This window comes from Caldicellulosiruptor hydrothermalis 108 (assembly GCF_000166355.1).
Taxonomy (GTDB): Bacteria; Bacillota; Thermoanaerobacteria; order Caldicellulosiruptorales; family Caldicellulosiruptoraceae; genus Caldicellulosiruptor; species Caldicellulosiruptor hydrothermalis.
This window is the reverse complement of sequence record NC_014652.1, coordinates 294,539-306,899: the sequence shown is the minus strand read 5'-3', so window position 1 is coordinate 306,899 and position 12,361 is coordinate 294,539. Positions and strand designations below refer to the sequence as shown.

The following is a 12,361-nucleotide window of genomic DNA, read 5'->3' as shown; positions in this document are numbered from 1 at the left end:
GAAAATTATAATAATGGAGGAAATGAAAGTGATTTTGGTTAGCATAAGCTTAGTATCAATTTCATTGTTTATATACCAGGTTATATTAAATCGAATATACTCTGCCTTATTTTGGTATCATTATACTTTCTTGATTACATCATTTGCTATATTTGGGCTTGGAATAGGTGGAATAATAGCTTACAATCAGCGTCAAAAAAGTGAAGATTTAAAAACTAATTCATTGGTTAAGGCCTTATTTCTTCTTTCTATCTCGTACATATTTTCACTGGGAATCATATATGTATTGCCGTTTCAAAATAACGTATTGATTTACCTAATTCTAGCTACATTACCTTTTATAATAGGTGGTTACTTTTTCTCCACCGTATTTGAGCAGTTTGGGAAAATAAGCAACAAGCTATATTTTGCCGACCTCATAGGTTCAGGATTTGGCAGCATAATTGTGTTACTTTCTTTAAACAATCTTGGAGTATATAGAACTGTAATTTTGATTTGCATTATTTCAGTCATAGCTTGGCTGATCCTAAGTGCCCAGTTTAAAAAGAAAATGTTACTTAGTATTGGAGTATTAGCTGTTTTCTTGCTTGGGCTTTTTATACCAAACAAGTACGTTTACTCAATTGAACAGAATTTCATCGGATTTATTACAAACAAAACAAAAACACTTGGCAGTATTGCAAAATCAAACCAAAAAGCTAAGATTGTATATACCAAATGGAATGCATTTTCACGAACAGATGTTATTAAAGTAGAAGGTGATAACGATGAAATGATAGTCACAATTGACGGAACAGCAAACGCACCTATGTATAGATTTGATGGTAAAAAAAGCAGTTTGAACAAATACAAAGATGACATTGAATATTTGCCTTTTTCCTTTGGAAACAATCATAAAACATTGATAATTGGTCCTGGTGGGGGTAGGGATATTCTGTATGCTTTAGCTGGAAATGGTAAACAAATAACTGGAGTTGAAATAAATACATCAAGTATTGACGCTGTAAGGCACTTTAAAGAGTTTAATGGAGACATCTATAACAGACCAGAAGTAAAAATCTATGGTGAAGATGGCAGAAATTTTGTAAGAAAATCTAAGGAAAAATATGATGTGATATTCTTAGCACTGGTCATGACAAATGCATCCCAAAACATAGGTTATGCTCTTTCAGAAAACTATCTGTTTACAGTTGAAGCTCTTGAGGACTATATGAATCACTTAACAGATAATGGAAAACTTGCCTTTTTAGCTCATGATGAAGAGGATATGAGCAAATTAATAGCAACCATTCTGCGTCAGCTGAATAAAAAGGGTATAGCAATTAAAGATACTCCAAAATATATGGCTATTTTTGCTAAAGAGGTTCAACTTATGGATGGCAATGAACATATTCACTATCCATTGATCATTGTAAAAAACAAACCTTTTTCTCAACTTGAGAGCAAGAAATTAAAAGAGACTGCAGACAGAGGGAAGATTATTCCGCTTTATATCCCCTATGTTAACGATAAGGGACCACTTTACCATATAAAGCAAGGCCATTTAACTTTAGTACAGTTCGAAAACGGATTTTCATTTAGTGCAACGCCTGCAACCGACGACAAGCCATACTTTTATGACTTTAGCAAAGGGGTTTCACCTGTGTTGGTATTTATCTTCTTTTTCATACTTCTGGGAAGCATGATATTGTTTACACCAATTATCTCTCAAGAAAAAGCGTTCAAACCTTCTTTGTATTTTTCAAGCTTAGGAATAGGCTACATGCTAATTGAGATTCCGCTTATTCAAAAGTTTATTCTATACTTGGGTCATCCAGTACTTGCCTTCAATTATGTACTTGCTGGGCTTTTGATTGGCAGCGGAATAGGTGCATACTTTAGCAATGCAAAGGTGTTTAATAATCTGTCAAATAGAATATATTTGCCTGCTCTTTTGGTCATGGTAATAAATATTGGTCTAATATTCTCTTTAAACTCAATATTCAAAGTGACCTCTGATTTTAGTTTAGTTAGCAAAATACTAATTGCAGCCATACTGGTTATGATTCAAGGCTTTTTCATGGGAATGCCGTTCCCAAGAGGTATAAAGATATTAAGCGAAAATAAAAAGAAAAGCAAAACAATTCCTGTGATGTGGGGACTCAATGGTGTAATGTCAGTTATAGGCTCAGTTTTATCAATTATGCTTTCAATGGAATTTGGATTTACCATTGCCATGCTTGCAGGAGCTCTTTTATATGGGCTTATAAGCTTACAAAATAGAAATTTGGTAACTGCTAAATAAAAAATGGGAGGGGGAATTTAGGGATGAAAGAGGCACTGCTTATACTTCTCGCAATGAGCGGATGTTTGCTAGCACACATTTTCATGCACAAAGCAATGATGGGAAGAGGTTGCCACGGCCATGACCACCACCACAGCAATGAAACCCAAAAAGCATCTGACTTCAAAGATCACCAGTTCCATCAACATCACCACAGTGAAGAATTAGTTGCATTGGATAAACCCAAAAGTGAAGAGAACAAGTAGAGGGATTTATCCCTCTTTTTTTTTGTGATTTATCGCATCAAATTGGACAATATAGACAAAAAAGTTCATATGGTATATAATAATGCAAACGATATCATTTGAGAAAGGGGAATATTTCAATGAAGAGAATCTTAAGGTACATACTCATATTTGCTATCGTTTTCGCAGTTGGACTCAGTTCATTTTTGGCAGGTCTTTCTAATTCTCAAAGTCCAGTTCAAACTAAAAAAGACGGTTTGATTTTCTATGAAGTTTTTGTCAGGTCATTTTATGATAGTAATGGTGATGGCATAGGGGACATAAATGGTTTGGCTGAAAAACTTCCATATATCAAATCCTTGGGTGTAAATGCCATCTGGCTTATGCCAATATTTGAATCTCCAAGCTATCACGGATATGATGTAACAGACTATTACAAAGTCAATCCCGACTATGGTACAAATGAGGATTTTGTCAACTTCATAAAAAAGGCTCACAAGATGGGTATCAAAGTAATTATAGATATGATGATAAATCACACAAGCAGCAAACACCCTTGGTTTATCGAAGCATCAAGTAATAAAAATAGCAAGTACAGAAACTATTATATCTGGGCAACACCAAACACAAACTTCGATGAACCATCAGACCTTGGCACAAAACAATGGTATAAAAAGGGTGATAGTTACTACAACGCTATATTTTGGTCTGAGATGCCCGATCTCAATTTTGACAATAAAGCTGTGAGAGAAGAGATGAAGAAAATTGCCAAGTTCTGGTTAGAAAAAGGAGTAGATGGATTTAGGCTTGATGCTGCAAAGCATATTTATCCTTTGAGCAGAGAAAAAGATACTCTTGCGTGGTGGGAAGAATATGCAAAATTCTGTCGAAGTATTAAAAAAGATGTATACCTTGTAGCAGAAGTGTGGGACAGCCCTCAAAGAATAGCGCAATATGCAAAGATTTTTGATTCTTGCTTTAATTTTACTATTGCTCAAAACATCATTGAAGGAGTAACATATGAAAATACTCAAACTTTGCAAAATAACCTCTCTTCAATATACAATCTCTACAAAAATGTCAATCCCCAATTTGTTGATGCACCATTTTTGACAAACCATGATATGAACAGAGCTTATACCGAAATCGGGTCAAATAGCAAAATGAAATTAGCTGCAGCATTATTATTGACACTGCCTGGCAATCCTTTCATCTACTATGGTGAAGAAATTGGCATGAAAGGACAAAAACCAGATGAATATATTAGAGAGCCATTCAAATGGTATGAGACATGGAAAAAAGGACAGACAAACTGGGAGATGAGCCTTTACAATAGCGGCCCTGATGTTGCTTCAGTTGAAAAACAAGAAAAAGACAAAAATTCTTTACTCAATTTCTACAGAGACATGATTGGTTTCCGAAAAAAGAACTTACCATTACTAAAAGGAGACTTCCAGTTAATTAAAACCTCTGCTGATACACTTAGTTTCGCAAGAGTTTACAATAATCAGAAGATGGTTTTAATTTTTAACTTCACGGGCAAGGAATTATCAAAGACTATAACCCTGCCATCTAATATAAAGCTTGCCGGCAAAATAGTTAAAGGATCTGGGAAAATCTTGTCTTTAAAAAATGGAAAACTTTCTTTTTCAATAAAATCTTATTCCTTTATCATCTTAAATTAACAGCCAGAAACGTCAAATCTCATCTCAATAGAAAAACTAAAGGCGGGCAATCCAAGAATCCCCCGCCTTTAGTTTTTACAAAATTTTTTAAAATGCCGATTTGTAAATTTCCATTATCTCTTCTACAGTAGCTTGTTTTGGATTTGTCAAACCACAAGCATCTTTTAAAGCATTTTCAGCTAAAATCCTTATGTCTTCATCTTTTACACCCAATTCTTTCAAACCAGCTGGTATTCCTATTTCTTTTGACAAAGCCCTAATGCTCTCAATTACCATTTCACCGGCTTTCTCAGCCGAAACTCCTTGCACATCAATCCCCATTGCTTTTGCAATGTCAATAAATCTGTGAGGAACCACCTTTAAATTGTACGACAAAACATGTGGTAATAACACTGCATTGCACACCCCATGTGGTAAATCATAAAATCCTCCTAATTGATGTGCCATTGCATGAACATAGCCCAAACCTGCATTGTTAAATGCAACCCCTGCCAAATACTCAGCATATGCCATTTTTTCTCTTGCTTCAATATCATTGCCATTTTCAACAGCTTTCTTCAGATATTTGAAAATCAATTCAATTGCCATCAAGGCTGAAGCATCTGTAACCGGTGTTGCATCAGTAGATAGATACGCTTCGATTGCATGTGTTAACGCATCCATTCCAGTTGCAGCAGTCAGTGACTTTGGCATTTCAATCATAAGTTCTGGGTCGTTTACAGCAATAAGTGGTGTTACATGCCAGTCAACTATTGCCATCTTTACATGTCTATCCTCATCAGTGATAATTGCAAACCTTGTCACTTCACTGCCTGTTCCTGCAGTTGTATTGATAGCAACAAGAGGAAGTATCGGTTTTTGTGATTTGTTTACCCCTTCATAGTCCTTTATTGAACCTCCGTTAGTTGCAACAAGTCCTATACCTTTGGCACAATCATGTGGTGAGCCGCCTCCAATTGATATTAAAAAGTCGCAATTATTGTCTTTTAAGATTTTTAAGCCGTCTTCAACATTTTTTACTGTTGGATTGGGTTTTGTTTCATCGAATATTACATAACTTATATTTGCATCATCTAATATGTCAGTGACTTTTTTAACTAAACCAATCTTTACTAACGCTTTATCTGTTACAATTAGTGCTTTTTTATAGCCTAAAGCCTTGATTTCTTCCCCAACATCCTTCAAACATCCTCTTCCCATCAAACTAATAGGCGGCATGTAAAATCTATATGTTTTCATATTTACCCCTCCACATCTGCTGCAAATGTTGTTATAATTTTAACATGCACTTTTTCTCTTCTTCTAATTCTTTTTTGCAAATAATATTTCATTTTTGCCGGGGGTATAGAAATGGTAAGTGACCTAACACCAACATCTGTTTTAGAGGCAGAACATGTTAGAATACTTTATTATGATTTTGATGATTATACAAGAGCAAGTTATTCATCAAAAAACTATCTAAGATTTTGTAGTATCTTACAAGGAGACAAATATGTAGAAATAAATGAATCTGAAAAATTTAAGTATGACAGTAATAGTTTTGTGATTTTGCCACCTTATTCAAAAGTTAAATTAGAAATTAAAGAAAAAACTAAAGCATTAGTTATAGAAATAGACAGCTATTTAATAAACCACGTTTTGAGCAAGCTAAAAATGGAGTTTGAACCTTATGAACTTGGCAATGTCAATAATGTACTTTTTGTAGGAAAGTACAGTCCAGATTTGACAGAGACATACAAAAAGATTGTTGATACATTCTTAAGTAGAAAAGTTAACAGAGAGTTTCTCCTTGATTTATATACTCAAGAGTTTGTATATGATATCTTCAAATACAGAGGTGCTGAGAAGATAATAACCGATAAAAATTCAGAAATATATCATATCTTGGATTATATAAACACCAACTATTTGCGCAAATTAAAAATTTCAGATATTGCCAAAGAATTTAACATGAGAGAATATGAATTTACCAAGTACTTTAAAAAGTTTACAGGGAAATCACCAAAGGAATATATTAAAGACTTAAAACTTAATAAAGCAAAAGAGTTATTAAAATTCGAAAATGTTACCAATGTGTGTTATGACATAGGGTATGAAAATATTTCTCATTTTATTAAAGAATTCAAAAACAAGTTTGGAGTTACACCAAATCTATACAAAAAAACTCTAAACAGTTAATAGTAAAAAGTGTGAATTTTCTATGGTCAGGAAGACTCATTATGAAAAAAGGGCTGTCTAAAAACAATAATTTTTAATAACCAGAATCGGGCATTTGATGCTATTAAATACCAATATTAGACTATATAGCAAACAAAAAAGGGTTGGGTGGCAGTTTTGCCCCAGCCCTCTATTATTATCTTCGTTAATTTTTCTATGTTATAGGCAATACAAACCAAACTCTACTTTAGCTTTACACCCTTAATACCCCTGAGCAGGAACCTCCTAAATCCTTTATTGTTCTTTATTATCCCAAATACTGTCTCAACTTCTATCTTTCTCTTTTCGTAAATCTCTTTGCCTTCTCTACTTAACAGCCTTTGCCTTACCTCTTCCTTCAATTTCTCTAACCTCGGTCTTATATTAAATCTCTTCTTCCATCTCTTACCTTTATAACATTTTTCTCTGTACTCACAGCCATTACAAATATCTTCACATTGATATATCTTCTCATAACTTACAAATCCTCTCTCATTTGCACTTATCTTCGGATACAAATATTTAACCTTCTTACCAGCAGGACAAACATAGGCATCTTCTTCAGCTATGCACTCCCAGTTATTTACATTGAAAATATCCTTCTTAAATATTCTTGTCTGTTCCATATCAAATGTGTTATACTTAAATAGAGCTATTTATGCCACATTCTTTCAGATGAAGGTAGTTTCAATCAAGCCCATAGCCACTGTCTGCTACAATGTTCTTTGGCATGAAACCTGTTATCTTCTCCACAAGCTCAGGGTGTTCCTTTAGGCAGACAGTTCCATTTATTTTTTCAATCTCTTCGATTATGTTTTTCACTTTCTCTCTTAACTTTTTTTTCGAAAGTTCTTGTACTTTTAGCCCAAACAAGTGAATACTTGTTTGCATTAGCTTCAACTTTTGCCCCTTCGAGATAATAATAGTCGAAGTTTACATACCCTAACTGTGTAAGAAGTTTAACCACCTCAGCAAAGATATTTTCAATTGCCTCTCCCAAAATTTCTTTTCTAAATCTATTGATAGTTCTGAAATCAGGAACTTGATATTTTGAGAGCTACATAAAAGTAATGTTTTCTCGTAAAGCCCAAGCTATTTTTTTTTGATGAATAAATACCTTGTATGTAAGCATAGATTAAAACTTTAATAACATCAGCGGGTGGTAACTACTTGTACCACCACCTTTGTACTTTATTACTCTGACCAAATGATTTTGAGGGATAAAAGCTTCTGGGTCGATAGGCATTAAATATTGGTATGGGTTGTAATTTTTGAAGACGACTTTATCATGTTTACGAGCCATGAGTTATCATCTCATGTTATAATTTTTGATATATTATATCAAAAATATATCATTATGTCAAAAGAGCAAAATTAAAGGGGCTGTCCATTCATCTTTTTGGACAGCCCCATTCTAATTTGAAATTGCTCCACCTGCATCACATAGCTTTTATTATCTTTTCAACAAGCAAATTCAAACGTTCCATCTTGATTTTGTTTGAAAAAATCTCCATATGTTAACCTAAAGACATTATTCCAGTCATTTCTCACTAACTTATTAGAAAGGTTACACTTATTTTGTATAAGCTTACCAACCACACCTGCCCCTGATATATCTCCTTGTATTATAGCACCGTACAAGACATTTTCTTTATAGACCACCTTGTAATAATAGTTCGGTCCACTGCAAATTGCTACATTATAACTGTTATCAGGTGGCTCTACATATCCATAACTTATTGTACTCAAGCCAAAAAACTTCATTGAATTTTTAAAACCAAAATTGTCTATTAAAGGCTTACCAATTCCTGCCATATTATATGCTGCTGTTTGCCCCTGTTTTACAGCCGAAGGCCATATAGGTGTTAATATATGCCTTTGTGTCAAGAGTTCATACGATTGGCATGCATCACCAGCAGCATAAATGTCTTGTATAGAAGTCCTCTGGTATTGATCTACAATAATTCCATTTTCAATTTCAAGATCACATTTATCTATTCTTGGAAAAGAAGGTTTTACCCCGACTGCCACTACAATCATATCGGCAAAAACAAAACTTCCATCTGATAAAGTCACGCCTTTAACCTTCCCTGATAACCCGTAAATTACATTTGAAACAGCTTGTCCAGTAATGATATCTATTCCATTGTCTTTAAAAATCCTCTCGTACCTTTGCGCTGCTGTCTTGTCTAATTGCTGAGGTAGGATATGGTCTTTCATCTCTATTACGGTTACCTTGACTCCCTGCTTGTTAAGGCTCACTGCAACATCCAGCCCTATTAGCCCACCGCCAATGACCACTGCCTGTCTACTTGTTTTAGCCGCTTCTTTAATCTTTATAGCATCACCTATATCCCGTAAGGTAAATATATCTTTTCTCTTTTCTATACCCTCTGCTAAGCCTTCTATAGGAGGAATTACAGGGGTAGCCCCTGTAGCTATAAGTAGTTTATCATAGGTATGTTCAGCGCCATCAGAAGTGACAACGCTTTTGTTGAAAGGTCTAATTTCTATCACAGCAGTATTTCTTATCCATTTTACTTTGTTTTTATCGAAAAAATCCTCTTCCACGAATCTCATCTTGTCCAAAGGTCTGTCGTCACTTATGAAATAATGAAGCATACACCGTGAATATACCATATCGTCTTTTGAAATTACAACAATTTCTCCATTGCTATCAAGCCGTCTGAGTGTCCTTGCGCAACTTAGCCCTGCGGCACTGGCACCTATAATCAAATATTTCATCAAATTCTCCCCTCGCTTTAATCAACATCAATAAGGGAAATAGCCTGGACAGGGCAGCTTTGGACACACGCAGGTATTTCTCTGTCCAGGCACATATCACATTTTATAGCAACATCACCACTTTTGTTAGGTTTTATCATACCATAAGGGCATGACATAACGCACATAAAACATCCTGCACACCAGCTCTGGTTGCAAATTACGTATCCTGTTGTCTCGTCTTTTGTCAGCGCGCCAGACATACAAGCTGTAACGCATTCTGGTTGGTCACAATGTCGACAGAAAATAGGGACAATCTTCCCTTCGGTGTTCAAGACTACATTATTTGCAAATTCTAAATCATTGTCTGAGAAGTCTATCTCAAGTACTGATTGCACACCTTTATGGTGAGCTATACACGCCAGGATGCAATTCATACATCCTGTACATGCTGTTGGTTCTATATATATCCTTTTCATTGATAAGACACCTCTTCACTTAGATACCCATATCTTTTCTGCGCTGAAGAATGATACTTTCAAGCTCATCAGCAGAAGATTTTACATCATTATTTATAATCAGCCGTCCTCCAGTTATGTCTGGCAACTTTTCTGTCAGAATCTCTGTCACCAGCTTGCTTCCTGTTATAAAAGGAGGAATTGAAAGATGTAAAGGCAATCCAAGCGCCAGCCCAAAAGCACCATCAGCCAAAGCCTGCTCTTCTAACCATTGAGGTGCAGAAAGTACTAAAGGCAGCTGTGGAATATCCACGTTGAGAATCTCTGCCAGTTCTGCTGCCACTATCTCAAGTCTGCCTATGGCAAGGCATGGACCAAAGTTTAGCACAGGTGGTATGTTAAGCTCTCTGCACACCTCTTTTAATTTGTCTCCTGCCAGCTCTTCAGCTCCTTTTGACATAAGACCGCAGTTTTCAAGTCCCCCACTTGTGCACCCCGCAGACAGTACTAGTATATCTCGTTTTATTAATTCTTTGGTAAGTTCTACAGTAAAAATATCATGGCCTATAGAGGTAAGATTGGAACAACCAACAATAGCTGCTATACCTTTGATTCTGCCCGAAGCTATAAGATCAATAAGAGGTTTATAGCTTCCACCTAAAAATTCTTTAAGAGACCCTTCGCTTACTCCCGTCAGTGCACTCTCATAACCGTGGTCATAAGGTATGTCTATATTTACCCTACCTCTTCTAAATTTGTAGCTATCCACAGCTTCTTTTAAAATCCTGTCTGCAATCTCCATGGCTTCTTCAGGACTATATTGCACAAGGTCTGCGTTAGCTTTTTTAGCCACATCGTCAATGCAAATTTGTCTTACCATATACCTCTCAGCTACTGTTTCAAGACCAGGTATAGTACAATTGAACTCAGACACGACAAGGTCTATAGCACCTGTTGCCAGTACAGCTTCACTTGTGAAATTATTGCCTACGTGGCCTGCATACACATCCTTTGCATGCTCACCTCTTAACTGAAAATCCTGACCCACGCATGTACACCCTATTATTCTGAATCCCTTTGCACCAGCGTCTTGAGCCATCTTTTTTACATCTTCATCATTTAACCTTTTTAGCAAAGCCCAAAAAAGTGACTGTTGATGTCCTGTAGGCATTATGTTTATGTAATCAGGGTCTATTACCCTGAAACCTACAGGCGCTGACCTTAACACAGGCTCTCCCATGATAATATCGTTAAGTTTGTTTGTAAGTGCCAATCCATAAAGACCTGTGGCTATACCCAGTCTTAAAACATGCATGAGCATATCGACAGGATCACTTGAAAGGTTCGTACTTGTTTTTACTACCGCATCAAACACCTCTGATTTTGCACCGCCAGGCAAAATCCCCAGTTCGCTCCACTTTTTATACCTCATAGCTGGTGCCATGTACTTTACCAGTTCCATCTCATCCCATCTGGGTTTGTAAAGGTCAGATAATACCTTTTCAGCAAGTTGCAAAGCTATTTCTCTATCATCTTGTCCATGGATACCAAGTTTATCTGCAAGTGCATGGAGCGTCTTTTGACCTTTAAATGGTACATCTATTTGATTTTCAGCCATCTTTTTAAGATTATGAGCAACATTTTCTACCACGTGCAAGTAACAGCCAGCTCCTGCTGCAACTGCCCTTAGAAAATTTCTCGCAACAATTGTATCTGCATCGGCTCCGCAAACCCCTCTTTTTTGAGTTGGCGTAATCCTACACGGTCCATTTGCACACAACCTGCAGCAAATTCCCTGAAGACCAAACCCGCATTTTACACTTTGTCGTGGTTTGCGATTAAAAGAAGTCTCCAAATCTTCTTTACTTTTTATAAATTCCCCTAATCGTTTATCAGCTGTCTCACAGAATGTGCAAATCTCCATAGCTCCATTACCTCCCGCAATATTAATTGATTTTTTGTATTTTGAAAGTATACTATTTTAGTATACTTTTGTCTACAAAATAAAGATGGAAACTGAAATTAGTTTCCATCCATTTTTGCAAGCTCAGCAAAGTTATACTTTTCAAACTCCTTCGCAACAGTCTTCATCACTGAAGAAAAAGCCTTGTGCACAGCGCAATATCCAGTAGCTCTTTTACTACAAGCAGAAGGGTCTATCTGGCACCTGTTCAAAGCCAAGGTACCTTCTACTGCCAGTATCACATCTTTCATTGTTATGTCTTCAGGATTTTTAGCAAGGATATAACCTCCATTTTTACCTCGTGCGGATTCTATAATCCCTGCCTTTATCAAATCCCTACATATTTTCAACAAAAATCTTTTGGGAATCTTTTCTTCTTCTGAGATAGTGTCTGCCTCAACTACCATTCCTTTTTTCTTTGAAAGGTGAAGCACTATTCTGAGCGCATAGTCGGATGCTTGCGTAAGTCTCATTTACTCACCCTTGCCAAATTAAAGTATACTGATTTAGTACACTTTTATTTTATACTACAATTTTTGAGGTGTCAATACTGAGATTATAACTTAATACCCAATCATCTTAGCTCCATTTTGAATAAATTTTCCTCTGAACTCTGGCTCTTTCAGCATCAGATGACTGTCAAGGTCATGGAAGTAAAATGCTCCAGTTCCCAGGGCAAAGTGAACACTCTGGTTAATCCCGAGGCTTGATTCGGACATACACACTATCATTAATCTGAGGTTAGCACTCCTTGCAAGCTCGATAATAGAGAGAGCATCGCTTATTCCAGATTTCTAACTTCCACGTTTGTTGTCTCAGAAGATATG

At 36.0% G+C, this 12,361-nt stretch carries 9 protein-coding genes and 2 pseudogenes; 4 read left to right on the top strand and 7 right to left on the bottom strand.

Annotation, left to right across the window (positions count from 1 at the left end):
• Nucleotides 1–28: 28 nt before the first annotated feature.
• From CALHY_RS01270 to CALHY_RS01260, 3 genes are all read left to right on the top strand, one after another.
• Nucleotides 29–2,284, top strand: coding sequence for a spermine/spermidine synthase domain-containing protein (locus CALHY_RS01270; protein WP_013402212.1), 2,256 nt, complete (start codon nucleotides 29–31; stop codon nucleotides 2,282–2,284).
• 23 nt (nucleotides 2,285–2,307) lie between these two features.
• Complete coding sequence (locus CALHY_RS01265; RefSeq protein ID WP_013402211.1) at nucleotides 2,308–2,529, top strand: hypothetical protein; 222 nt, start codon at nucleotides 2,308–2,310, stop codon at nucleotides 2,527–2,529.
• A gap of 119 nt (nucleotides 2,530–2,648) precedes the next feature.
• Entirely contained in the window at nucleotides 2,649–4,193 is a 1,545-nt protein-coding gene (locus CALHY_RS01260) for an alpha-amylase family glycosyl hydrolase (RefSeq protein WP_013402210.1), read from the top strand.
• 87 nt (nucleotides 4,194–4,280) lie between these two features.
• On the opposite strand, the gene yiaY is transcribed toward CALHY_RS01260, so the two are convergent.
• Nucleotides 4,281–5,432, bottom strand: a complete 1,152-nt coding sequence (gene yiaY, locus CALHY_RS01255; RefSeq protein ID WP_013402209.1) for an L-threonine dehydrogenase — start codon at nucleotides 5,430–5,432, stop codon at nucleotides 4,281–4,283.
• Between the two features lie 111 nt (nucleotides 5,433–5,543).
• Here yiaY and CALHY_RS01250 point away from each other — a divergent pair, with 111 nt between their 5' ends.
• Nucleotides 5,544–6,371, top strand: a complete 828-nt coding sequence (locus CALHY_RS01250) for a helix-turn-helix domain-containing protein (RefSeq protein ID WP_013402208.1) — start codon at nucleotides 5,544–5,546, stop codon at nucleotides 6,369–6,371.
• Between the two features lie 57 nt (nucleotides 6,372–6,428).
• Here CALHY_RS01250 and CALHY_RS01245 read toward each other — a convergent pair.
• The 6 genes and pseudogenes from CALHY_RS01245 to CALHY_RS13360 all read right to left on the bottom strand — a co-directional run.
• Nucleotides 6,429–7,692, bottom strand: a pseudogene (locus tag CALHY_RS01245) (transposase).
• 158 nt (nucleotides 7,693–7,850) lie between these two features.
• On the bottom strand, nucleotides 7,851–9,134 hold the full coding sequence (locus CALHY_RS01240) for an NAD(P)/FAD-dependent oxidoreductase (RefSeq protein WP_013402207.1): 1,284 nt from the start codon (nucleotides 9,132–9,134) through the stop codon (nucleotides 7,851–7,853).
• 17 nt (nucleotides 9,135–9,151) lie between these two features.
• A complete protein-coding gene (locus CALHY_RS01235) occupies nucleotides 9,152–9,592 on the bottom strand; it encodes a 4Fe-4S dicluster domain-containing protein (protein ID WP_013402206.1) in 441 nt (146 codons plus the stop codon).
• Nucleotides 9,593–9,611: 19 nt separating this feature from the next.
• Complete coding sequence (gene cooS, locus CALHY_RS01230) at nucleotides 9,612–11,495, bottom strand: anaerobic carbon-monoxide dehydrogenase catalytic subunit (RefSeq protein ID WP_013402205.1); 1,884 nt, start codon at nucleotides 11,493–11,495, stop codon at nucleotides 9,612–9,614.
• Between the two features lie 98 nt (nucleotides 11,496–11,593).
• The gene (locus CALHY_RS01225) at nucleotides 11,594–12,007 is read right to left on the bottom strand and encodes an RrF2 family transcriptional regulator (RefSeq protein WP_013402204.1); all 414 of its coding nucleotides are present in this window, start codon (nucleotides 12,005–12,007) and stop codon (nucleotides 11,594–11,596) included.
• Between the two features lie 90 nt (nucleotides 12,008–12,097).
• Nucleotides 12,098–12,328, bottom strand: a pseudogene (locus tag CALHY_RS13360) (L-Ala-D/L-Glu epimerase); the annotation flags it as partial.
• Nucleotides 12,329–12,361 lie beyond the last annotated feature (33 nt).